The 23165-nt window shown below is 67.2% G+C and carries 19 protein-coding genes; 11 read left to right on the forward strand and 8 right to left on the reverse strand.

Going from position 1 to position 23165, the window contains the following annotated elements; genetic code table 11:
* Positions 1-3 precede the first annotated feature (3 nt).
* The 4 genes from MHN80_RS14445 to MHN80_RS14460 form a co-directional block, all read right to left on the reverse strand.
* Complete coding sequence (locus tag MHN80_RS14445; protein ID WP_004020432.1) at positions 4-672, reverse strand: response regulator transcription factor; 669 nt, start codon at positions 670-672, stop codon at positions 4-6.
* Complete coding sequence (locus tag MHN80_RS14450) at positions 669-2228, reverse strand: cell wall metabolism sensor histidine kinase WalK (protein WP_239402408.1); 1560 nt, start codon at positions 2226-2228, stop codon at positions 669-671. The genes MHN80_RS14445 and MHN80_RS14450 overlap by 4 nt, the downstream gene beginning before the upstream one ends.
* On the reverse strand, positions 2209-2607 hold the full coding sequence (locus MHN80_RS14455; protein WP_239402409.1) for a hypothetical protein: 399 nt from the start codon (positions 2605-2607) through the stop codon (positions 2209-2211). The genes MHN80_RS14450 and MHN80_RS14455 overlap by 20 nt, the downstream gene beginning before the upstream one ends.
* Before the next feature lie 61 nt (positions 2608-2668).
* Positions 2669-3772 carry an alpha/beta hydrolase gene (locus tag MHN80_RS14460; RefSeq protein ID WP_239402480.1) on the reverse strand — a complete coding sequence of 368 codons (1104 nt, stop codon included), beginning with the start codon at positions 3770-3772 and terminating at the stop codon, positions 2669-2671.
* A gap of 150 nt (positions 3773-3922) precedes the next feature.
* Here MHN80_RS14460 and MHN80_RS14465 point away from each other — a divergent pair, with 150 nt between their 5' ends.
* Complete coding sequence (locus tag MHN80_RS14465) at positions 3923-4492, forward strand: type 1 glutamine amidotransferase domain-containing protein (protein WP_004020437.1); 570 nt, start codon at positions 3923-3925, stop codon at positions 4490-4492.
* Positions 4493-4509: 17 nt separating this feature from the next.
* On the opposite strand, the gene MHN80_RS14470 is transcribed toward MHN80_RS14465, so the two are convergent.
* Both MHN80_RS14470 and MHN80_RS14475 read right to left on the reverse strand, forming a co-directional pair.
* Positions 4510-5121, reverse strand: coding sequence for a maleylpyruvate isomerase family mycothiol-dependent enzyme (locus MHN80_RS14470; protein WP_239402410.1), 612 nt, complete (start codon positions 5119-5121; stop codon positions 4510-4512).
* Positions 5122-5126: 5 nt separating this feature from the next.
* Positions 5127-7124 (reverse strand): OPT family oligopeptide transporter, encoded by a 1998-nt coding sequence (locus MHN80_RS14475; protein ID WP_064569693.1) that lies wholly within the window; start codon positions 7122-7124, stop codon positions 5127-5129.
* A 249-nt stretch (positions 7125-7373) separates the two neighbouring features.
* Here MHN80_RS14475 and MHN80_RS14480 point away from each other — a divergent pair, with 249 nt between their 5' ends.
* Positions 7374-8012 (forward strand): TetR/AcrR family transcriptional regulator, encoded by a 639-nt coding sequence (locus tag MHN80_RS14480; protein WP_004020440.1) that lies wholly within the window; start codon positions 7374-7376, stop codon positions 8010-8012.
* A gap of 3 nt (positions 8013-8015) precedes the next feature.
* Here MHN80_RS14480 and MHN80_RS14485 read toward each other — a convergent pair whose 3' ends face one another.
* Entirely contained in the window at positions 8016-9617 is a 1602-nt protein-coding gene (locus MHN80_RS14485) for a GMC oxidoreductase (RefSeq protein ID WP_239402411.1), read from the reverse strand.
* Positions 9618-10064: 447 nt separating this feature from the next.
* Between MHN80_RS14485 and MHN80_RS14490 the strand changes: the two genes are divergently transcribed.
* Positions 10065-10901 carry an SDR family oxidoreductase gene (locus MHN80_RS14490; RefSeq protein ID WP_239402412.1) on the forward strand — a complete coding sequence of 279 codons (837 nt, stop codon included), beginning with the start codon at positions 10065-10067 and terminating at the stop codon, positions 10899-10901.
* Between the two features lie 22 nt (positions 10902-10923).
* Here the strand turns inward: MHN80_RS14490 and MHN80_RS14495 are convergent, their stop codons facing one another.
* Positions 10924-11352: a DUF5313 domain-containing protein gene (locus MHN80_RS14495; RefSeq protein WP_033204146.1), complete on the reverse strand. Its 429-nt coding sequence runs from the start codon at positions 11350-11352 to the stop codon at positions 10924-10926.
* Between the two features lie 55 nt (positions 11353-11407).
* Between MHN80_RS14495 and MHN80_RS14500 the strand changes: the two genes are divergently transcribed.
* The 8 genes from MHN80_RS14500 (at position 11408) to MHN80_RS14535 (ending at position 23155) form a co-directional block, all read left to right on the forward strand.
* Positions 11408-11932, forward strand: coding sequence for a MarR family winged helix-turn-helix transcriptional regulator (locus tag MHN80_RS14500; protein WP_004020446.1), 525 nt, complete (start codon positions 11408-11410; stop codon positions 11930-11932).
* 31 nt (positions 11933-11963) lie between these two features.
* Positions 11964-13142: a CaiB/BaiF CoA-transferase family protein gene (locus MHN80_RS14505; RefSeq protein ID WP_004020451.1), complete on the forward strand. Its 1179-nt coding sequence runs from the start codon at positions 11964-11966 to the stop codon at positions 13140-13142.
* A 73-nt stretch (positions 13143-13215) separates the two neighbouring features.
* A complete protein-coding gene (locus tag MHN80_RS14510) occupies positions 13216-14748 on the forward strand; it encodes a catalase (RefSeq protein WP_004020452.1) in 1533 nt (510 codons plus the stop codon).
* Between the two features lie 88 nt (positions 14749-14836).
* Positions 14837-16132, forward strand: a complete 1296-nt coding sequence (locus MHN80_RS14515) for a competence/damage-inducible protein A (RefSeq protein ID WP_239402413.1) — start codon at positions 14837-14839, stop codon at positions 16130-16132.
* 111 nt (positions 16133-16243) lie between these two features.
* A complete protein-coding gene (locus tag MHN80_RS14520; RefSeq protein ID WP_239402414.1) occupies positions 16244-17329 on the forward strand; it encodes an IS110 family transposase in 1086 nt (361 codons plus the stop codon).
* Between the two features lie 459 nt (positions 17330-17788).
* The gene (locus tag MHN80_RS14525) at positions 17789-18874 is read left to right on the forward strand and encodes an IS110 family transposase (RefSeq protein WP_239402414.1); all 1086 of its coding nucleotides are present in this window, start codon (positions 17789-17791) and stop codon (positions 18872-18874) included.
* 379 nt (positions 18875-19253) lie between these two features.
* Positions 19254-20675, forward strand: coding sequence for a 3' terminal RNA ribose 2'-O-methyltransferase Hen1 (locus tag MHN80_RS14530; protein WP_239402415.1), 1422 nt, complete (start codon positions 19254-19256; stop codon positions 20673-20675).
* Positions 20663-23155, forward strand: a complete 2493-nt coding sequence (locus MHN80_RS14535) for a polynucleotide kinase-phosphatase (protein ID WP_239402416.1) — start codon at positions 20663-20665, stop codon at positions 23153-23155. The genes MHN80_RS14530 and MHN80_RS14535 overlap by 13 nt, the downstream gene beginning before the upstream one ends.
* The last annotated feature ends 10 nt before the right edge of the window (positions 23156-23165 follow it).

Genomic DNA, 23165 nt, shown 5'->3' on the forward strand with positions numbered 1-23165 from the left:
GCGCTAGTCGACGACGCGAAGCCGATAACCCATGCCGCGCACGGTCTCCAGCCGATGCGAACCGATCTTGTTGCGGAGCGCCCGTACGTAGACGTCGACCACGTTCGACGCGGGATCGAAGTCGTAGCCCCACACGTGACCGAGGATCTGCTCGCGTGACAGCACCTGATCCGGGTGCCGCAGAAACACTTCCAGCAGGGCGAACTCACGCGCGGTGAGGTCGAAGGTCTCGGTGCCCACGCGCGCTCGTCGCGACTTCAGGTCCAGACGCAGGTCCCCGGCGGACAGCAGGTTCTCCGACGCGACCGCCGAATCGTCGACGAGCCGTAACCGGATGCGGGCGAGCAACTCGGCGAACTGAAAGGGCTTGGTCATGTAGTCGTTGGCCCCACCCTCGAGCCCGTTCACCGTGTCGCTCACGCTGTCCCTGGCCGTGAGGACGACGACCGGTGTCGAGATCCCCTCGCCGCGCATGGAATACAACACGTCGAAGCCGTCCATCGCCGGGAGTCCGATGTCGAGGACGACCATGTCGAAAGCGCCGCTGCGCACTGCCTCGAGCGCGGACAGTCCGTCGGACACATGCTCGGTGCTGTAACCCGCCGCACGCAGGCCGTTGCCGATGAACGACGCGATCCGCGCGTCGTCCTCCGCGATCAAGACACGGCTCATCGCCGTTCTCCTTCTCCTGGTGCCGACGACGCTGTGTCGACGTAGGTGGTCATGTCGGGGACGGGGACAGGGACATCGATGCCGAACGTCGCACCGTGCCCGGGAACACTACGTACCCAGGCGATTCCGTGGTGTGCGTCGGCAATGGCCCGCACGATCGCGAGTCCCAGTCCGGCACCGGACGAGTGCTGGGGTGCCGACCCCGACCGTCCGCGCTGGAAGCGCTCGAAAATCCGCGCAGCGTCCTCCTGCTCGACACCCGGGCCGTCGTCGGTGATCCAGATGCACAGATGGCGCTGCGCTCCGATGCCGGCGAAGCGAGAACCCAACTGGATGACGGAGCCCTCGCGCGTATGCCGGACCGCATTCGAGGCGTACTGCAGCATCGCCTGGGTGATCCGCTCGTGATCGACGGTGCACGGGCCCTCGGCGACCTCCATGAGCAACCATTGCCGATCACCGAGCGGTTGCACCTTGGACTCGATGTCGAGCATCAGCTGCGCCGCGTCGGTCGGCCTGACCACCACGAAGTCGGGTTGCTCGGACTTCGCCAGCATGAGCAGATCCCCGACGATGCGCCCCATCCGCCCCAGCTCGCTGTCGACGAGGTCGAGCGTCTTCCGGCGTTCCTCCGGATCGTCGGGCAGGAGTTCGAGATGACCACGCACGACCGTGATGGGAGTCCGCAGCTCGTGGCCGGCATCGTCGACGAACTGACGCTGCGTCGTATAGGCGTCCTCGATCCGGTCGAGCATCGCATTGAAGGTCTGCGCCAGCGCGGCCACGTCATCACGCCCGATGACCGGCACGCGCGCGGTGAGGTCGTTCTCGCCGATCTCCGCGGCGACCATCCGCACACTCCGCACCGGCGCCAGAATCCGGCCGGCCACCAGGTACGCCACCCCGGTGGTGACGATCATGCCGGCGAGGCCCACCATCGCGAGGACCCGCATCGTACGGTCCACCAGTTCCCGACCGGGGTCGGTGTAGATGCCGACGATGAACGTCCCCGGTTGCGCCGACTCCGCGCCCGGATCCGCTGTCCCGGAGCCGACGGGCTCCAGATCGACCTTCCCCCAGCGGATCTCGCCGTGATCGGTCATCAACACGCCGGCCGGACCGGTCTGGGCCCGCAGCTCGTCGAGCACCCGGCGGCCCTCACCCGCGGCCGGCCAGGCGTTACCGGGGAGTTCCAGGATCTCGGTGTCCCCGACGACGCCGGCCATCACCTCGCCCTGCCCGGCCGACTGCCGAGAGAGAAACACCTCCAACAGCCGCGACACCGAGGTGAAGGGTTCGGTGGTCGTCGGGTCGACCCCCTCGGCCGCGAACGTCCGGAACTCGCTGGCCTCCTGTGCGACGTCGTGGTTCGCCCGGCTGTCGACGTCGCGGAGCAACAGATTGCGCGTCACCACGAACACCACCACCAGCAGCAAGAACGTCGTGAGCATGATCCAGGCCGTGATACGCCAACGCGCCGAGAGCGCGGGGCGCTGCCGCACACCCGCACTCTCGGCTGGATTCGATGCCTCGGCGTCAGTCGTCCTGGTCGTCATCGATGTCATCGTCCCAGTCGTCGCCCTGATCGTCGTCCTGGTCATCCCAGTCGTCGCTGCGATCGTCCCAGTCGTCGTCGCAGTCGTCGTCGCGCTGAGCCGATCGGGGGTCACACCAGTCGTCGTCGTCGGAGTTCAGGTTCGGCGGGACGGCCCGCTGCACCGGTGCTCCGGCGGGGATCTGCGGAACCGGCGCCGGGGCCGGCGGGGTCTGGGTCGGTGGCGTCGGGCCCTGAGGCGTTTGCGACGCGACATCGACCGACACCGAGTCGGCGGCCAGGTCGGGCTCGGGCGAACGGATGAGGAAGAAGCTGGCGGTCACGACGGCGACCGCGAGCGCACCGAGGGCGAGGGTGGCGAGTACTCGTGAGATCTTCATGTCGACGACTCTGTCGGACTCCGGTGAGCCGACCATGAGTCGAAGATGAAGGCTTTTTCATCTACGAGTCGCGGGGGTCCAGGTCGCTCAGGAACTCCTCGATCCGGGGCCACGTCTGTTCGACCGCCGCGGACCCGGCGATCAGCCCCAGATGGCTGGTCTCCACGGTGGTGAAGTCCACGCGCGGCGCCCCGGCCAGGAGTTCCACCCCGTGATGAGCAGCCGCCCAGCTGACGATCGCGTCCCGGTGACTGCCGAACAGCGCGACCGGTACCGCGACGTCGGCGAGATCGACGACGCGACCGTCGAAGTCGAGCACGCCGCCGGCGAGTTCGCCGCGCATGATGAAGTTCTCCCACATCTGTTCGGACACCTTGCCCGGGTAACCGGGCATCGTCTCCTGGAACCGGTCGATGGCCTTCATCCGCACGAGGGCGTCGGTGTCGTCGGCGTTGCGCAGGATGTAACCGGGCTTCTTCAGTTCGCGCTGCCAGGCGGTGCCCCGGTAGGCCAGGCGGACGAGCGGCGCGGGAATCCCGCCGAGTGCGCGCAGCGCCAGCTTCACCGGCGTGGTGCCGACTGGTCGCATCAGGGTCTTCACCAGCGGATACGGTGGCACCTTGGCGTAGTCGAGCGGGGTGCCGACCGCCGTCACCGAGGCCAGGGGGAGATGCGGGTTGGCCGCGGCGGTCAGCAGGCTGATGGTCCCGCCGATACTCCAGGCCAGAACGTCGACCCGCCCGGACCCCGGTGTCACCCCGGACTCGCGGCGGTCCGCTGTGCCGTAGAAGTCCGCGACGGTCGCGGCAACGGCCCCGGGGACGATGTCGTCGAAGAAGTCGGCGAACCCCAGGTGGCGGTCGGCGCGGGTCATGTCGCCGAAGTCGAGCACGTACGGAACCCGGCCGGCACCCAGCAGGAACTGCACGACGGACAGCCCCTCGGCGAGGTCGTAACACGCGGTCGACACCGCGAGCGGTGGGATCAGCAGCACCGGTCGCCGTCCGGTTCCGGCGGCAGCGACCACCTCGTCATCGGCGCCGTACCGCCGCAGTGTGCGATGCGGCCCCTCGGCGATCACCGAGTGCGGGGTCTCGTGCGACTCACCGATCTCCCCGCCACGCGCCAGATGAACCAGCGTCGCGACGCCGTCGAAGCCTCCCACCACTACCTCCCAGTCGTTGCCCGGGGACATTCAACACACCCCGGTCGGGCCGGGTCCGGGCGGGTCCGACCGTTTGGTGCACCACACCGACGGGTATCGGACCTGACGAGGCACCGCTGCCGTATGCGGTGCACAGAGGAGGTACACGCCATGGCCGAAGAACTCAACGGCACCACCATCGCATTCCTGGTCGCCCAGGAGGGCGCCGAGCAGGTCGAACTCACCGAACCATGGAAGTCGGTCGAGGCGTGCGGCGGAAAGCCCGTCCTGGTGTCCACCGACTCCGGGACCGTCCAGGCGTTCGACCACCTCGACAAGGCCGACACCTTTCCGGTCGACCTCACTCTCGAAGACGCGCGCGTGATGGACTTCGACGCGCTCGTCCTGCCCGGTGGTGTCGCCAACCCCGACTTCCTCCGCGCCTCGGAACCCGCCGTGCGGTTCGTGCGCAGCTTCTTCGAGGCAGGTAAACCGGTGGCAGCCATCTGCCATGCGCCGTGGACGCTGATCGAGGCCGATGTGGTCCGTGGGCGGACACTCACGTCCTTCCCGAGCGTGCGGACCGATGTGATCAATGCCGGCGGCACCTGGGTCGACGAGGAGGTCGTCACGTGCCGGGACGGGGACAACGTGCTGATCACCAGTCGCAAGCCCGACGACCTGGCAGCGTTCAACGCCGCGATCGTGGCCGAATTCGCCCACAGCAACGCCGCGACCTGACCCTCGCGCGTACAGCCTCAGACGAGGGTCGGCGGCTCGGATTCGCGACCGGTCAGGGTGAGCAGCACTCGCTCACCCTGGCCGATCCGTGTTGCCATCGCCGTCGTGGTGGACAGTGCTGACGCGAGCACCGGCGCCGGGAGCGGTAGGTCGGCGTCGATCGCGCGGGAGATGTCGAGGCCGTGCACCGCCAGTTCGAAGGTCCGGGTCGGCAGATAGTCGGACAGCATGATGCCGCCGAACGGTGTGGTCAGTGGCCGGTCACGTTCTCCCGCAAGTGCTCTGATGGCCTGGTCGCGGCGCTCGAGCACCCCCGCCCGTGGATCGTCCCCCAGTGCCAGGCCGGCGTCGACTCCGCGCTGCCGGACCGAGGCGGGGTCGCCGTATCCCTGGATGGACGCGAAATACGCTGCTGTCGAATCCAACTCGATGTCCGAGCCCGGCTCGGCCAGATAGCTGACCACGGTGGTCAGCGACCGACTCGCGTGTCCGACGAGCGATCTCAGCGACCACTCGCCCAGCCCGGGACCGTCCCATCGGTCGTCATCGATCAGGGCAACCAACTCCGTCAGATGCCGGGCGCCGGCCGTGAAGTCGTCGATCGCGCGCGACAGTGCCCCCTCGCTCATCTCCGTCAGTCCTTCGGTGTCCCGGCGGTGGTCGACGACGCGGTCCCGCTCGCGGTGGCGATCTTGCGGACACGGTCGTAGAGGAGTGCGATGGTCGCGGCGAAGACGATGACGCCGAGGATCTGGGCCCATCGCTCGAACCCGTCACCGACGATCGCCAGAGCCGAGTCGTCGCCGGTGGCCGCGACGATCCCGGCGAAGACCACACCGAAGAGCGCCTCGCCGACGATCAGACCGGTGGCCAGCAGAACACCCATCCGTTTCTTGTGTTCGACTGCGCCGCCGCTGCGTTCGGCCCACCGGTTGTAGTAGTGACCGATGAAGGCACCGATCGGGATCACCAGGACGACTGACATCGGCAGGTACATGCCCATGCCGACGGCCAGCGGCGGCAACCGGAATCGCCCTGCGCGACCGAGGAGTTCGTCGATCACGATCACCGCCGCGCCGATCAGCGCCCCGATACCGATGAGCCCCCAGTTCAGGTCCGCCCCCAGCACGCCCTGCGCAAGAGTCGTCAACAGGCCGGCCTGCGGTGCCGCGAGGGCATCCTCCGTCGCTCCCGGCGCTCCGACGAAACCGAAGGCGTCGTACATCAGCTGCAGGATCGGCGGGATCACGGCGGAGCCGAACAGCACGCCGATGATCAGGGCCACCTGCTGTTTCCACGGTGTCGCCCCGACCAGCTGACCGGTCTTCAGGTCCTGCAGGTTGTCGTTGGAGATCGTCGCGACGCCGAAGACCACCGCGGCGGTGAACAGCGTGTAGGCGATGAGCGCGTCGGTCTGCGACGCGTCCGCCGGCCCGAAGGTCAGCTTGACGAGCAGTGCAGCGATCAGTACCACCAGGATGCCGACACCGGAGATCGGACTGTTCGACGACCCGATGAGGCCCGCCATGTAACCACACACCGAGGCGACGGCCAGTCCGATGACGAAGACGAAGACGATGCTGACCGCGATGATCCCGGTGGCGCTGCCCTCCAGCACCGTGTCGTGGACGAAGTCCCACAGCAGCACCCCGATCGGGATGAGCAGCACGAGGATGCTGCCGCCGACGATGTTGATCGGCATGTCCCGCTCGGTGATGTCGACGGTCACCCCCTCACGGCGTGACCGCGACGAGACCATGGCCGCCCGGATTCCGCGCACGATCGGCCCGATGACCTTGATCAGGGTCCAGATGGCCGCGATGGCTATCGCACCGGCGCCGATGAGCCGCACGTCATTGGCGAAGATCGCGCTGACGGCGTCGCCGAGATCCTCCCCCGCCGTCTGCCCCTGGGTCTCGATGGGCAGCAGGACGACGTAGGAGATCACCACCCCGACGAGCATGGCGACACCGACGGTCACCCCGACGAGATGGCCGATGCCGATCAGCGACATCGACAGTCCGGCACTGAAGAGCGTTCCGCCCGTGCCGATCTTGATCGTCGCCGAGATCGAGTCGCTGAGCACCTTCAGTTTGGTGAGCAACGCGAATCCGGCGGACGCGACCGAGCCCAAGATGATCGTGCGCAGGCCCGCCTTGTTCTCGGTGGCGCCGCCGGCGGAATCGCCGACCTTCAGGACCTCGGCCGCCGCAACACCTTCGGGGTAGGGCAGATCGGATCCGGTGACCAGCGCGCGGCGCAGCGGAATGGAGTACATGACGCCGAGGATGCCGCCGATCGCGCAGACCGCCACCGTGATCCAGTAGGGGAATCCGGTCCACCACCCGATGATCACCAGACCGGGGATGACGAAGATGATCGCCGACAGCGTCCCGGCCGCGGACGCGATGGTCTGGACGATGTTGTTCTCCACCACCGAGTGGTTCGCGAAGTACCGCAGGATGCTCATCGAGATGACGGCCGCCGGGATCGCGGTGGCGAAGGTGAGACCCACCTTGAGCCCGAGGTAGACGTTGGCGGCGGTGAAGACCAGCGTGATGATCCCGCCGAGGACCGCGCCTCGGAAAGTCAGCTCACGTAGGTTCGCGGTGGCCGGAGGCGCAGTCGCCATCGTGTCCTCCCAACAGTCGGGTCCTGCGACCGATGGTCGTTCGGACGGCGGATCATCCGGGCCTTCGTCGATTCACCTTAGGTCGGGGTGTCCACTCGCGCAGGGACTTCCCGAGTAGGCGGAGGTCGGTTCGCGCGTCGGGCCGAGCCGCCGCGGTACGGGTGCGTCCGCTATGCCCGTTTCTCATCGTCGTAGAGACGGCCGGTATCGCGCCGTTTCAGACGGCTCGCGTAGGGCATCATCTAGGTCATGAGCGAAGGGAAGTCGGAGCAGTCTGCCCGCACTCGCGCGCTCCTGATCGGCGCTGCCGAGAAGCTGATCGCCCTCAACGGCGTGGCCGCCGTCTCCAGCCGCCAGATCAGCAAGGCGGCGGGTCAAGGCAACAACTACGCCGTCGGACATCACTTCGGTTCCAAGGACGATCTGCTTCGCGCGACATTGACCTCGCACAACATCCCTATCGAACGGTTGCGTCGCAGATGCCTGGCCGAGGTCGGACCCGAACCGGGGGTTCGCGACTGGCTCCGCTGTCTCGTCGGGCCGGAGGTCGAGTATCTGGCGGAACTCGGCCCGCCCAGCTACTTCGCCCGGTTCTTCGCCCAGGTGTCCAGTGACCCGTCCGCGACCGTCCTGCTCTATGAGGAGACCGCACGATCGGAAGTCCTCATGACGATCCTCGACCGGTTCTACGCCACCTTGCCGACCCTCTCCGACGACGTGCTCGAGGTGCGTAACAACCTGACGCGCCACATGATCGTCAACGCGCTGGCCGACATCGAGCGCGCGGGCGAGGCCGAGGCGGGCGCTGCATCTCGGACCTGGCAGCACCAGCGCGATCTCGTCGTCGACGCTCTGACCGGGATGTGGCTCGCCCCGGTCACCCCGTGACGGTCAGATCACCGCGCCGACGTCATGGGCGACGATCCGGTCCAGTGCCCGCTCGGCCACCGCGGCGATGGTCATCGACGGATTGCATGCCGCGGTGTTGCCCGGCATGAGCGCGCCGTCGATCACGTAGAGTCCGCGCTGGCCCTCGACCCGCCCCTCGAGGTCGCAGACCGTGCCCATGTTGGCCCCACCGAGGGCATGCCAGGTCGACGGGAACACCGCGTTGGTGTCGGTGAGGATCGCGTCGGGCCCGGCGATCCGCCGAACTGTCCGATCGATGTGCTTGGTCTGGATCTCCGAATCGCCCTCGTGCGGCCATCGGATGAGCGCGTCCCCGATCGCCGAGTCGTAGGCGATGACACCACGGCCCGAGCTCACGCCGAAGCCGACCATCATCGTGGTGCCGGCGTACACCGGCAGCGGCGGGAGGGACGCCTGGATGATGGTGAACGCACTTTTCGGGTCACTCCAGTTGGGACTGCCGAAGACGACCGGGCCGCCCTGCACCTTCCCGAAGTCGATGCTCGGACTGGTCCAGGTGTAGATCCGGTCGGCGTTGGTGCCCCATCCGTGCCCCAGACTGTCCGGCAGGTCGGGCACAGTACCCGTCGCACGCGCCTTGACGAGCAACTTGGTGGTGTTCACGCTGCCCGCCGACAGGATGAGAGTGCGCGCGATCAGCTCCTTGTGCTCCAACACTTTTCCGGACTCGTCGGTGCGTTCGACGTCGAGGGACCACCGGCCGTCGGGGCGGCGTGCGACCTGGCGCACCGTGTGCAGGGTGCGGACCTGAACGCGCCCGGTTGCCTCGGCCTCACGGATGTAGGTGACGTCGACGCTGTGCTTGCCGCCGTTGTTCACACCGATGGCGCCGTCGCCGTTGGTGTAAGCGGGTTTCATCTCGCCGCGCAATTCGGCTGCGGCGTAACCCCAGTCGATCGGCATCGGGATCTTCTCCAGCGGTAGCCCTTCGGCCCGGACCCGTTTCGCGAATTGTCGCGGCGCCAGGTACTGCGGGGACCGCACCACCGAATCGGGGGCGACCGCGACCTTCAGCATCCGCGCGACCCTCGGATAGTGCACCCGGTTCATCAGTTGCCAGTCGAGCGCGTCGGGGAAATGCTCGTTGAACACCGCCTCGCTCGGTTGCAATGTCATGCCCTGGTAGACGAGGGAACCACCGCCGAGGCCGGCCGGACACAGTGCGGTCATGTTGGCACCGGCAACCGATTCGAACAGTCCCACATAAGGTTCGACGCTCAGCGGCTTGCCGAAGAGGTTCGGGGTCGACTCATGCCACAGCATTCGCTTGTCCGGACTCGACGCACGCGGAAAGGTCTCCGAGTTCGGTCCCGTCGGCCATCGCCGGCCTCGCTCGAGCAACAGGACCGGCACTCCCGCCTGGGCGAGGCGGAGCGCCGCGACGCCGCCGCCGAATCCCGAGCCGACGATCACCACGCGATGTTCTTCGCGCGTCCGCCTGATTCGTCGCGACGGGTCGGCCGACGCCCGGCCGCCACCGTTGGCCACCGCGGCCGCCGTTCCCGCGGCGGTCACCGCTGCGGCACGAAGAAAAGTCCGTCTCGTCGGAAGTGCCCCGGTCATCGTTCTCCTGTCATCAGTGCGCGAGAAGACGCTCGACGCTTCGTAATTCGGTGATCTCGAGAGACGGGGAGGAACCGGTCGCGGTCGCAGACACCGCGGGGGGACGTGCCGGGGCGTGGCCGTCGGCACACAGGATTTGCCATGGACCGGCCGCGTGTCAAGCACCACTCCGACAACCAGGAGTGATCGGCACCATGGCCGGCGTAACCCTTGACAACCCGCTCAGTCATGTGACTGAATCGTCGGCGGGCGTGGAATGGAGCCGCAGCCGGTCGATGGCCGGTGCGCGGGCGTGGTTGCGGCGGAGCCGTTCTCACGTGGACTGGGATCATTGTGGTGGTGCGACGTCGCGCCACCGGCGAGAAAGAGGGGCGGAGTTCACCGGACGGCGATGCAGCGGCGCGTTGCTACGATGACGCGACCATTTCGTCGCGGCCGGGGAGCTCAATGTCTGATCATCTGCAGGGCAAGACCATCATCATCACCGGTGCCGGAGGAGGTTTCGGCAAGGTCATCGCGCAGATGTGTGCGGCGCAGGGCGCCCATGTCGTCGGTGTCGACATCGACGCCGACGGACTCGCCGGGGTCGTCGAGGGCATCGCCGACGCAGGCGGGTCGGCCGTCGCACACGTCGCCGATGTCACCGACATGGACCAGATGAGGAGCGCCGCGGCGTCGGCGGTGGAACGCTTCGGTGCGATCGACGTGATCGTGAACAATGCCGGGGTCATGCCGCTGGCGTTCTTCGCCGACCACGAACGTGCCTGGGAGAAATGGCACAAGGCCATCGACATCAACATCAAGGGTGTCGTGAACGGCATCTCCGCGGTCTACGACCAGATGATCGCGCAGGGCCGGGGTCAGGTGGTGAACATCGCGTCGATCTACGGCAACGGCGGATTCGAGGGCTCGGGTGTCTACAGCGCCACCAAGGCCGCGGTGACGATGCTGTCGGACTCGTTGCGCATCGAGGCCAAGGGCAAGATCAAGGTCACGACGGTCAAACCCACCGGCGTCGCCGGCACCAATCTGGCGAGCTGGATCGTCAACGACCGCGCGATCCGCGGGATCGTCGGACAGCGCGCCGCGTCGTATCGTGAGCACGTCACCGAGTTGGTGCAGGGCACCATGCCCGCCGAACTCACCGATGTCGACTCGGTGAAGTACTGGCTCATCACCCCGGAGGACCTCGCCCGGGCGGTGGTCCACGTCATCGACCAGCCGTGGGGGATCAGCCTGTCCGATGTGACGGTGCGGGCCAGCGGCGAGGACTACCTGTACTGAGCCGTGCGCCCCGGCGGCCCGACTAACGTCCCGCGCCGGGGCGGCGGCGCTCGCCCCGGTACTTGCGGTGATACTCGTCGTAGAGGTCGGAGTTCTTCTCGCGCTCGAGCTTGTTGACCAGCTCGGGATCGAGGCCGTGCTGGACCAGGCGGTGGCGCCGGTACACCCGGTTCAGCGCGATCGAGAAGAACAGGTAGGCCAGCAGGATCGGCATGGTCATCGTGATCCGGACACCCCAGTCGGCGGGGACGAAGAGCATCGGGATCAGCACGATGATGCAGGGCACCGCCCAGCGGACCACCATCCGGACGGACGCTCCGGGGCCCGCCAGATCGTCGGCCACCCAGTCGAGCATCGACTTCGGCAGACGCGCCCAGTAGGCGTACTTCACGTACTCCCAGGGATTCGGCTTGGTGCGCTGTGAGGTGGCCACCTCTCGATCGTGCACCACGTCGGGTGGTCGTCCGACGTCGCCTCCCCCACATCGGCTGGGTAATCTGACCCGCATGGGTTCGGAGATGACCGCGTCGGCCGACGACTCCCCCGGGCCGGATCCCGTCGGCACCGATCCCATCAGCACCGATCCGATCAGCGGGCTCGAAGCCGAACTCACCGACTTCTGGCGGCGGGGCCGGGTCCGCACGCGTCTGCGCGCCCGCGCCATCGACCCACGTCTCGACCCGTCGTGTTACCCGCTCATCACCGTGCTCGCCAAGCACAACTCCATGCCGATGTCGGACCTGGTCACCGCCGTCGGCATGGAGAAGTCGACGGTGACGCGTCAGATCGACGCGATCGTCCGGCTCGGGCTCGCCGAGCGGCATCCGGACCCGCGCGACGCCCGCGCCCGCGTTGTCACCCTCACCCAGCACGGTCGCGAACGCGTCGACGCGGTGCTCGCCTCGGCGATCACCGAATGGCGTGCACGGCTGGCACAGTGGGATCCCGACGACATCCGGTCGCTGACCCACCTGCTGCACCGTCTCACCGAGGCCACCAACGATCCCGAGGCCCGCGAGGGTCCTCGTTGACGGGCGTCGCACCGTCGGCGATCCTTGGCCGGTGACTCCGGACGAAGGACTGCTGCCCCTCGCGGGCATCACCGTGGTGGCGCTCGAGCAGGCTGTCGCCGCACCGCTGGCAACTCGACATCTCGCCGACCTGGGCGCCCGGGTCATCAAGGTGGAACGGGTCGGCGACGGAGACTTCGCGAGAAAGTACGACGCGGCGGTGCGCGGCGCGGTCGCCTCGCACTTCGTATGGCTCAACCGCGGCAAGGAATCGGTCGCCCTCGACCTCAAGACCGAGTCCGGGCGCGACGCGATCCGCACGCTCATCGCCGGCGCGGACGTCTTCGTCCAGAATCTCGCGCCGGGCGCGGCCGCCCGGCTCGGTCTCGGCGCCGACGCCCTGCGCGCGGACCATCCCGGACTCGTCGTCGTCGACATGTCCGGGTACGGCGACGCCGGGCCCTATCGCGACCGCAAGGCCTACGACATGCTGGTCCAGGCCGAGGCCGGCCTCATCTCGGTGACCGGGACACCCGAAGAGATGTCCAAGACCGGCATCCCCTCCTCGGACATCGCGGCCGGCATGTACGCACTCACCTCCGTGTTGTCGGCGCTGTTACGACGCGCCACCACCGGAGTCGGCGCACGGGTCTCGGTGGCGATGTTCGACGCGACGGTCGAATGGATGGGCCATCCGATGTACATGCGGCTCTACGGCGAGCGGCAGATCGCCCGTGCCGGGCTCGGGCACGCGGCGATCGTGCCCTACGACAAGTACCCGACCCAGGACGGCGACATCCTCATCGGCGTCCAGAACGACCGCGGGTGGGACGCCCTGACCCGCGTCGCACTCGACCGCCCGGATCTCGCCGACGACGCCCGCTACCGCACCAACATCGATCGCGTCTCGCGCCGAGCCGAGGTCGACGCCGTGATCAGCGCGGAGACCAAACGCTTCACCACCGACGAACTCGACCGGCGTCTCGCCGACGCGGGCATACCCGCCGCCGAGATCCGCGACCTCGCGGGTGTCGTCGACCATCCCCAGCTCGGCGAGCGCGACCGCTGGCGCGAGGTGGACACCGAGGTCGGCCCGGTCCGCGCGCTCCTGCCGCCCCTGACCTTCGACGACGTGGAACTGGCGATGGGTCCCGTCCCGGCACTCGGCCAGCACACCGAGTCGGTGCTGCGGGAATTCGGCATCGACGTGCCACCGACCCCGTCGGCGTAGGATCGGCGGAACGGACCTGCAGCCCTCGGGTCCCGTTGTTCATGCACGGATACGACGACCTCTCGGAGGCGATATGTCCGACGATTCTCTGTTCACCACCCGGGATTCGGGAGCACCGGCGGGAAGTGACGAGCACTCCCTGACGGTCGGCGCCGGCGGCCCCATCGTCCTGCACGATCACTATCTGATCGAGCAGATGGCGCAGTTCAATCGCGAGCGGATTCCCGAGCGTCAGCCACATGCCAAGGGCAGCGGCGCGTTCGGCACATTCGAGACCACGCAAGACATTTCGGCGTACACATGTGCGGCCCTGTTCCAGCCAGGCGTGAAAACCGAGATGGTGGCTCGATTCTCGACGGTCGCGGGCGAGCGCGGCAGCCCGGACACCTGGCGTGACCCGCGCGGTTTCGCGCTGAAGTTCTATACCTCCGAAGGCATCTACGACATGGTCGGCAACAACACGCCGGTCTTCTTCGTCAAGGATCCGATGAAGTTCCAGCACTTCATCCGCTCGCAGAAACGTCGCCAGGACAACAACCTTCGCGACCATGACATGCAGTGGGACTTCTGGACGCTCTCGCCGGAGTCCGCGCATCAGGTCACCTGGCTGATGGGCGACCGGGGCATTCCCAAGACCTGGCGCCACATGAACGGCTACACCTCCCACACCTATCTGTGGGTCAACGCCGAAGGCGTGAAGCATTGGGTGAAGTACCATTTCAAGTCCGATCAGGGCGTCGAGCACCTCACCCAGCACGAGGCCGACCAGATGGCCGCCGCCGACACGGATTTCCACACCCGGGACCTGTTCGAGAACATCGCCGCGGGCAATCATCCGAGCTGGACACTCAAGGTGCAGCTCATGCCGTTCGACGACGCGGTGAGCTACCGGTTCAACCCGTTCGACCTGACCAAGGTGTGGCCGCACGGCGACTACCCGCTCATCGAGGTCGGCAGGATGACCCTGCACACCAATCCGGTGGACCACCACACGCAGATCGAACAGGCGGCATTCGAACCCAACAACGTCGTGCCCGGTATCGGTTTCAGCCCCGACCGGATGCTGCTCGCGCGTGTGTTCTCGTATGCCGACGCCCACCGCCACCGGATCGGCGGCAACTACAAGCAGATCCCGGTGAACGCGCCGACCAACGAGGTGCACTCGTACTCCAAGGACGGCGCCATGCGGATCCACAACGTCCCGGACCCGGTCTACGCCCCGAATTCGAAGGGCGGGCCGTCCGCGCTCTATCCCGGACAGGGTGAGCCGCAATGGGCCGCGAACGGGGAGATCCTGCGCAGCGCCTACGTCGACCATCCCGAGGACGACGACTGGGGTCAGGCAGGCACCCTGGTTCGCGAGGTCTTCGACGACGAGCAGCGTGAACGCTTCGTGGACAACGTCGTCGGCCACCTCCTGAACGGCGTCTCCGAACCGATCCTCCAGCGGGCATTCGAGTACTGGCACCGCGTCGACCCCGACATCGGCGCGCGGATCAAGTCCGGGGTGACCGAGAAGCAGGACGAGTCCGACCCCAAGAAGGACGATCAGGCCAACCCCGCCCGCTCGTCCATGCAGGAGAAGGCCAAAGCCGAGAAGGCCTGATCCTCACGTCAGCCGACACCGTGGAACGCGTCCTCTCCCCGAGGGCGCGTTCTGCGTCGGTGGCGGACACACCACTAGGCTCGATGCCGTGAGTGTGCGCGCAGGCATCGTGGTCACCGGAACCGAGGTCCTGACCGGTCGGATCACCGACCAGAACGGCCCCTGGCTGTCCGAGGAACTCCTCGAACTCGGGGTGGACGTCGCCCACATCACGATCTGCGGCGACCGACCCGGCGACCTCACCGCCCAGCTTCGCTTCCTCGCCGAGCAGCAGGTGGATCTCATCGTCACCAGCGGCGGGCTCGGTCCCACCGCCGACGACCTGACGGTCGCAACCGTCGCGGAGTTCTGCGGCCGCGAGTTGCTCCTCGATCCCGCACTCGAGGAGCACATCGCCGCGATCATCCAGCGCTGGCGCGGGGTCGGGTTCGATGTCGACTCCGGCCCGACGCGGACAGGGATCCGCAAGCAGGCGCTCGTGCCGGTCGGTGCGGCCCCGGTGCCACCCACCGGCACCGCACCGGGTGTCGTGATCCCCGCTGCCGCCGGTGTGCCGACGATCGTCGTCCTGCCCGGCCCACCCGGCGAACTCCAGGCGATGTGGCCGACCGCGATCTCCACCGCAGCCGTGGCCGACGTCCTGTCCCGGGCCGACGACCTCCGGCAGGCCACCATCCGCGCCTACGGCCTCCTCGAAGCCGAACTCGCCGAGACGCTCCGGTCTGCCGAGACCGCTGTCCCCGACTTCGATCGACTCGAGATCACCACCTGCCTGCGGCGCGGCGAGCTCGACATGGTCACCCGGTTCGCCGCCGCGGACGCGCCGGTCTATGACGCCCTCCTGGACCTCCTCGTCGAACATCATGGGCGACAGATCTTCTCGACCGACGGTTCCACGATCGACGATCAGTTGGTCACCGCGCTGGGCGGAAGGTTGATCTCGACCGCCGAGTCGTGCACCGGCGGACTCGTCGCGGCCCGGTTGACCGACCGGCCCGGCTCGTCGGCCTACGTGATGGGCGGTGTCGTCTCGTACTCCAACGACGCCAAGTCGGATCTGCTCGATGTCCCGGCCGAGCTCATCGCCACGCACGGGGCCGTCAGCGTCGAGGTCGCCGCCGCGATGGCCGAGGGCGCGCTCACCCGGTTCGGCACCGACGTCGCGGTGTCGACCACCGGCGTGGCCGGTCCCGGCGGGGGGACCGAGACGAAGCCGGTCGGGACCGTGTGCTTCGGCGTGGCCCTCCGCGACAGGCCCACGGTCACCGTCACCCGCAGGTTCCCCGGCGACCGCGAGCGTGTCCGCTCCCTGACCACCACCGCCGCACTGCATCTCGTCGTGCGTTCACTCGCCGCCACCCCCACTGCTTTAGAGGAGCGATAGACGGTATGGGGGCCTTGGGGCCGAAGGCCTCAAGCTGCAAACACATCGTGGGTTGCTGCTGCTGAGTTCACACTCGGCGGTAGCACCACATTGCAGATCAGGAGGCCTCCGGTGATTGTTCAGGGTACAAGTGTCGGATTGGATGTTCACGCACGCTCGGTGGTCGCTCATGCCATCGATGAAGACTCCGGGATGGTGATTCGGGAGACGTTGGTCCCCGATGCGGCGACCATCGTGAGCTGGCTACAGGGCTTGGCACCGCCCGTGCGGTTGGCCTATGAGGCCGGGCCAACGGGCTTCGGACTGGCTCGGGCGATCACTGCGGCCGGGATGGAGTGTGTGGTTGCCGCTCCCTCAAAACTGCAACGACCAGCCGGGGACCGCGTCAAGACCGATGCCCGAGACGCTGCACACCTGGCGAAGTTGCTGCGCCTGGGCGAGGTGGTAGCGGTCAGTGTGCCTGAGGTGGGCACCGAAGCCGCCCGTGATCTGGTCCGCGCCCGCGAGGACGCCCGCAGCGACCTGATGCGCGCTCGGCATCGACTGTCGAAACTGCTTCTGCGCCAGGGAATCGTCTACTCAGGCGGCAAACCCTGGACCGGTGTTCATCAGCGGTGGCTGCAGCGTCAACGTTTCGAGCTGCCGCTGCTGCAGGCCGCCTTCGACAACGACCTGGACGCGGTGTTGAGCGTGACCGCACGCCGTGACCGCCTCGATGAGCTGATCGAACAGACCGCGACGACCGATCCGTGGCGGGCGGTGGTCACCCGTCTGTCGTGTCTGCGGGGTGTGTCGACGCTGACCGCGTTCGCTCTCGCGGTCGAGATCGGCGACTGGTCGAGGTTCAGTGGCGCCACGATCGGCTCCTACGCCGGGTTGGTGCCCTCGGAATACTCGACCGGCGGGACCCGCAGTCAGGGATCGATCACCAAGGCCGGTAACGCCCACGTGCGTCGGTTGCTGGTGGAGGCGGCCTGGCAGCACCGGCGCCCTTACGCCACACCCGGACAGACCATGCGCCGCCGGTGGGAGGCTGCCTCACCGGCTGCCCGCGCCCGTGGCCATGCCGGCAATCGTCGGTTGCACAAGCGTTGGCAACAGTTCGACCGCCGCAGCAAACATCCCTGCGTGGCCAACACCGCGATCGCTCGTGAGCTTGCCGGCTGGTGCTGGTCGCTGGCGGTGCTCGACGACTAACCAGCCTGACACAATCTTGGTCACCCGCCGCGACTGCGCTGTGGTGAACAGGGAACGAATCCACGGCGTCGCTATGTGCGCCAGCGCTTTTGAGTGCACGGTACGCACGTTTACATAGACCCGTCGGTCAGCGTTTTCATCTCCTGTCGAACACCGTTGAGCGGTAACCAACCCGCGTATATCAGTCCGACAACACCGTCGCGAGTAACGACCACCACACACCGCGGCGGGTGGCCAACCCCCACTACAGCCCCCCCGAAGGAGGCCAACTTCGCCATGGGACTTGACAGAGCAGCACTACATATCAGCGACGACACCCTCCGCTCCCTGAGGTGCGAGGAGCGATAGACGGTATGGGGGCCTTGGGGCCGAAGGCCTCAAGCTGCAAACACATCGTGGGTTGCTGCTGCTGAGTTCACACTCGGCGGTAGCACCACATTGCAGATCAGGAGGCCTCCGGTGATTGTTCAGGGTACAAGTGTCGGATTGGATGTTCACGCACGCTCGGTGGTCGCTCATGCCATCGATGAAGACTCCGGGATGGTGATTCGGGAGACGTTGGTCCCCGATGCGGCGACCATCGTGAGCTGGCTACAGGGCTTGGCACCGCCCGTGCGGTTGGCCTATGAGGCCGGGCCAACGGGCTTCGGACTGGCTCGGGCGATCACTGCGGCCGGGATGGAGTGTGTGGTTGCCGCTCCCTCAAAACTGCAACGACCAGCCGGGGACCGCGTCAAGACCGATGCCCGAGACGCTGCACACCTGGCGAAGTTGCTGCGCCTGGGCGAGGTGGTAGCGGTCAGTGTGCCTGAGGTGGGCACCGAAGCCGCCCGTGATCTGGTCCGCGCCCGCGAGGACGCCCGCAGCGACCTGATGCGCGCTCGGCATCGACTGTCGAAACTGCTTCTGCGCCAGGGAATCGTCTACTCAGGCGGCAAACCCTGGACCGGTGTTCATCAGCGGTGGCTGCAGCGTCAACGTTTCGAGCTGCCGCTGCTGCAGGCCGCCTTCGACAACGACCTGGACGCGGTGTTGAGCGTGACCGCACGCCGTGACCGCCTCGATGAGCTGATCGAACAGACCGCGACGACCGATCCGTGGCGGGCGGTGGTCACCCGTCTGTCGTGTCTGCGGGGTGTGTCGACGCTGACCGCGTTCGCTCTCGCGGTCGAGATCGGCGACTGGTCGAGGTTCAGTGGCGCCACGATCGGCTCCTACGCCGGGTTGGTGCCCTCGGAATACTCGACCGGCGGGACCCGCAGTCAGGGATCGATCACCAAGGCCGGTAACGCCCACGTGCGTCGGTTGCTGGTGGAGGCGGCCTGGCAGCACCGGCGCCCTTACGCCACACCCGGACAGACCATGCGCCGCCGGTGGGAGGCTGCCTCACCGGCTGCCCGCGCCCGTGGCCATGCCGGCAATCGTCGGTTGCACAAGCGTTGGCAACAGTTCGACCGCCGCAGCAAACATCCCTGCGTGGCCAACACCGCGATCGCTCGTGAGCTTGCCGGCTGGTGCTGGTCGCTGGCGGTGCTCGACGACTAACCAGCCTGACACAATCTTGGTCACCCGCCGCGACTGCGCTGTGGTGAACAGGGAACGAATCCACGGCGTCGCTATGTGCGCCAGCGCTTTTGAGTGCACGGTACGCACGTTTACATAGACCCGTCGGTCAGCGTTTTCATCTCCTGTCGAACACCGTTGAGCGGTAACCAACCCGCGTATATCAGTCCGACAACACCGTCGCGAGTAACGACCACCACACACCGCGGCGGGTGGCCAACCCCCACTACAGCCCCCCCGAAGGAGGCCAACTTCGCCATGGGACTTGACAGAGCAGCACTACATATCAGCGACGAGCCTCGAAGGGTTCCGAGGCGACAAACCTGTTTCCCGGCGAACGGCGGTCGGTCACACTGTCCTGATGCTGTTGACCATCTCCGCAGAACGTTCGTCGACCCTCGACACACCGAGCGATCTGGGCTTTCTGCTGCACAAGCATCCGGCGAAGGTGCAGCCGTTCGAGGTGTACGGGGGCACGGCGCATGTCTTCTACCCCGAGGTCGGGGACGATCGGTGCACGGCCGCGATGGTCATCGAGGTCGATCCGGTTTCCCTGGTGCGGGGGCGTTCTGGTGCGCGGGACGGGTTCGCGCTGGGGCAATACGTGAACGACCGTCCCTACGTTGCGTCGTCGTTGCTGGCGGTGGCGATGGCAAAGGTGTTCCGGTCGGCCCTGCACGGACGCTGCGCGCATCGGGAAGAACTCGCGGATTCGGAATTGGATCTGACGATCGCCCTCCCCGTGGTCCCGGGCGATCCCTACCTGTTGTGCCGGCTGTTCGAACCCATGGGATGGAGCGTCACGGCCGAGGCCATCGAGTTGGACTCCACCAGGCCCGACTGGGGTGATGCACCGCTCGTGTCGCTGACCCTCGTCGGTTCCCTTCGCCTGGCCGACGCACTGAATCACCTCTACGTCTTGCTGCCGGTGCTCGACGACGCCAAGCACTACTGGGTGGGCGACGACGAAGTGGACAAGCTCATCCGCGCCGGAGCGGGATGGCTGGCCACCCACCCGGAGAGGGAGCTGATCACCCATCGCTATCTGGTCCACCAGCGAGATCTGAAAGATGCTGCCACGCAACGGCTCGTCGAGTTGGACGACCGGCCGGTCGAGGAAGCTGCGGAGGACGCCGAACCCGACGTCTCGCGCCCGTTGGTGCGGTTGCGCCACGATGCGGTCCTCGACGTCGTGCGAGAGTTCCGGCCGACGACGATCGTCGACCTCGGGTGTGGTCCGGGAGCACTGCTCGGTGCGTTGCTCGAGTTGCGCGGCGTGACAAAGGTGATCGGCACAGACGTGTCCGACTCGTCCCTGTCGAAGGCGGCCAGGCGCCTGCATGTCGACCGGATGACCGAGCGTCAGTCCGAGCGCCTCACCTTGCTGCTGTCGTCGCTGCAGTATGAGGACGACCGACTCGCAGGTCTTGATCTGGCGATTCTCATGGAGGTCATCGAACACATCGACCCGCCCCGGCTCCCGGCGGTCGTCGACAACGTCTTCGGGACCATGCGATCTCGTCGGGTGGTCGTCACGACACCCAACAGCGAGTACAACGTGCGGTATCCGGCGCTGGTCGCCGGCGGCTTCCGACACCCCGACCACCGTTTCGAGTGGACCCGAGAAGAGTTCGGGACCTGGGCCCGCTCGGTGGGTGAATCCTACGGGTACGCCGTCGATCTCCGGTCCGTCGGCGAGTGCGATGAGGAGCTCGGGTCGCCGACGCAGATGGCCGTGTTCACCGAACTGACGACGACGGGGGGAACAGCATGGCCGAACTGAGCATTCCGGAACTGTCCCTGGTCGTCCTGGTCGGAACGAGTGGTTCCGGCAAGTCCGTCTTCGCGGCCACCCACTTCCGTCCGACCGAAGTCGTGTCGAGTGACGAGTGCCGGGCGATGATCTCGGATGACCCGAATGATCAGGCAGCGACGCCAGATGCGTTCGGCTTGCTCGAGTACATCGCGGGCAAGCGCCTCAATCGCGGCCGGCTGACCGTCGTCGACGCCACCAACGTGCAGGCATCGGCACGCCGGTCGCTGCTGGCATTGGCCAAGGATCACGATGTGCTCCCGGTGGCGATCGTCCTCGACCTTCCTGTCGCGCTCACGCTGGAGCGCAACGCTTCTCGACCGGATCGGGACTTCGGCGCCCACGTCGTCAAGCGTCAGCACGACCAGCTACGGCGGTCGCTGCGCAATCTGAAGCGTGAGGGTTTCCGCACGATCCACGTCCTGGACTCCCCAGAGGCCGTCGCGTCGGCGTCGATCGTACGGACGCGTCTGTTCAACGACCGGCGGCACGAACACGGTCCATTCGACGTGATCGGCGACGTGCACGGGTGTCGCGACGAGCTGGAAGTCCTGCTCGAACGACTGGGATACGCGGTCCGTCGCGACGACGGCCGCGCAGTGGACGCCGTGCATCCGGATGGCCGCCGAGCAGTGTTCGTCGGCGATCTGGTCGATCGCGGCCCGGACTCGGTGGGCACTCTTCGACTGGTGATGGGTATGGTCGCCGGCGGAAACGCCCTGTGCGTATCGGGAAACCATGAGGCGAAACTCGTTCGAGCACTGGGTCGTGGGAACGTCAAGGCCACCCACGGCCTCCAGGAGACCTTGGACCAGCTCGCGGGCGAGGACGATGCATTCGTCGCCGAGGTGCGCCGGTTCTGCGACGGCCTCGTCGCCCATTACGTGCTCGACGACGGCAGACTCGTCGTCGCACATGCAGGACTCGCGGAGAAGTACCACGGCCGGGCGTCCGGCCGGGTGCGGGCGTTCGCCTTGTACGGCGACACCAGCGGCGAGACCGACGAGTTCGGCCTGCCCATCCGTTACCCGTGGGCCGACGAATATCGCGGTGCGGCAACGGTCTTGTACGGGCACACGCCGGTGCCGGATACCCAGTGGATCAACAACACGATGTGCTTGGACACGGGGTGCGTTTTCGGGGGAAAGCTCACGGCCCTGCGATACCCCGAGCGAGAGGTGGTGTCGGTACCCGCACGGTCGACGTACTACGGGCCCGTTCGCCCCCTGGCCCCGCCGTCGCGTCGCCCGGAGGTGCTGGCACTGAGCGACGTCCTCGGGCATCGCGTCATCGACACCCACCTCCTGGGCCGCGTCTCCGTGCGCGACGAGACCGCCGCGGGCGCACTGGAAGTGATGAGCAGGTTCGCGATCCCACCGGCGGAGCTGCTGTACCTGCCGCCGACGATGTCGCCGGTGGACAGTTCGTCGCGCGACGGATTCCTGGAGCACCCGGATCAGGCGTTCGACCACTACGCAAAGCACTCGGTCGCTCGGGTCATCTGCGAGGAGAAGCACATGGGGTCCCGCGCTGTCATCCGGGTGGCGCGCGACGGGTCCGGCTCCGTTCATTCGCGAACCGGACGCGCCTTCTTCGCCGATCGACGGCAGACGGCAGTGCTGTCGCGGATCGCCGAGGCCGTCGCCGCCGCCGGTTTGTGGGCGGAACTCGACACCACCCACCTCCTCGTCGACGCCGAGGTACTGCCGTGGATTGCGAAGGCAGAGGCGATGATTCGTGGTCAGTACGCCAGGGTCGGCGCCGCGGCGACGTCCGCGTTGCCGGCCACGATCGACGTACTGACGGCTGCGGAGGCGCGAGGCGCGGACGTCGGCGATCTACTCGCGAGGACCCGGATGCGCGCCGTGAACGCCGGCCTCTTCGTCGACTCCTATCGCCACCACGTTCAACCGATCGCCTCACCGTTGGGTGTGCAGGTGGCGCCCTTCCAGGTCCTCGCCGGGGATGCCGCGACGTATGAGACCCGAGACCACCAGTGGCACCTCGACATCGCCGACCGCCTGGTCGCGGCGGACCCGGAACTCTTCCGGACCACCCGTCGCCTCGTCGTGGAGACCACTGCGGAGTCGTCTCGCGCGGCCGGCGTGACCTGGTGGGAGGACCTCACCGAGAGCGGCGGCGAGGGCATGGTCGTCAAGCCGCTCGGCAATCTCGTGCGCGGACCCAAGGGCCTCGTACAGCCGGGGCTGAAGGTCCGCGGGCGCGAGTACCTGCGGATCATCTACGGTCCCGACTACACCGATCCGTCGACACTGTCCCGTCTCAAGAACCGCAACCTCCGCCTGAAACGGTCGATGGCGCTGCGCGAGTACGCGCTGGGACTCGAAGCACTCCACCGAGCAGCGGCCGGAGAGCCCGTGTGGCGCGTCCACCAGTGCGTGTTCGGCGTCCTCGCAATGGAGTCGGAGGCCGTCGACCCGCGGCTCTGACCCCCTGCTC

The sequence above is a fragment of the Gordonia sp. McavH-238-E genome (genome assembly GCF_022348225.1).
In the GTDB taxonomy this organism is placed as follows: domain Bacteria; phylum Actinomycetota; class Actinomycetes; order Mycobacteriales; family Mycobacteriaceae; genus Gordonia; species Gordonia terrae.

Bases quoted from the DNA above. Each gene is read 5' to 3' on its own strand.
- MHN80_RS14445 (WP_004020432.1), bottom strand. From the start codon at position 672: ATGAGCCGTGTCTTGATCGCGGAGGACGACGCGCGGATCGCGTCGTTC.
- MHN80_RS14450 (WP_239402408.1), bottom strand. From the start codon at position 2,228: ATGACGACCAGGACGACTGACGCCGAGGCATCGAATCCAGCCGAGAGT.
- MHN80_RS14455 (WP_239402409.1), bottom strand. From the start codon at position 2,607: ATGAAGATCTCACGAGTACTCGCCACCCTCGCCCTCGGTGCGCTCGCG.
- MHN80_RS14465 (WP_004020437.1), top strand. From the start codon at position 3,923: ATGGCCGAAGAACTCAACGGCACCACCATCGCATTCCTGGTCGCCCAG.
- MHN80_RS14470 (WP_239402410.1), bottom strand. From the start codon at position 5,121: ATGAGCGAGGGGGCACTGTCGCGCGCGATCGACGACTTCACGGCCGGC.
- MHN80_RS14475 (WP_064569693.1), bottom strand. From the start codon at position 7,124: ATGGCGACTGCGCCTCCGGCCACCGCGAACCTACGTGAGCTGACTTTC.
- MHN80_RS14480 (WP_004020440.1), top strand. From the start codon at position 7,374: ATGAGCGAAGGGAAGTCGGAGCAGTCTGCCCGCACTCGCGCGCTCCTG.
- MHN80_RS14485 (WP_239402411.1), bottom strand. From the start codon at position 9,617: ATGACCGGGGCACTTCCGACGAGACGGACTTTTCTTCGTGCCGCAGCG.
- MHN80_RS14490 (WP_239402412.1), top strand. From the start codon at position 10,065: ATGTCTGATCATCTGCAGGGCAAGACCATCATCATCACCGGTGCCGGA.
- MHN80_RS14500 (WP_004020446.1), top strand. From the start codon at position 11,408: ATGGGTTCGGAGATGACCGCGTCGGCCGACGACTCCCCCGGGCCGGAT.
- MHN80_RS14510 (WP_004020452.1), top strand. From the start codon at position 13,216: ATGTCCGACGATTCTCTGTTCACCACCCGGGATTCGGGAGCACCGGCG.
- MHN80_RS14530 (WP_239402415.1), top strand. From the start codon at position 19,254: ATGCTGTTGACCATCTCCGCAGAACGTTCGTCGACCCTCGACACACCG.
- MHN80_RS14535 (WP_239402416.1), top strand. From the start codon at position 20,663: ATGGCCGAACTGAGCATTCCGGAACTGTCCCTGGTCGTCCTGGTCGGA.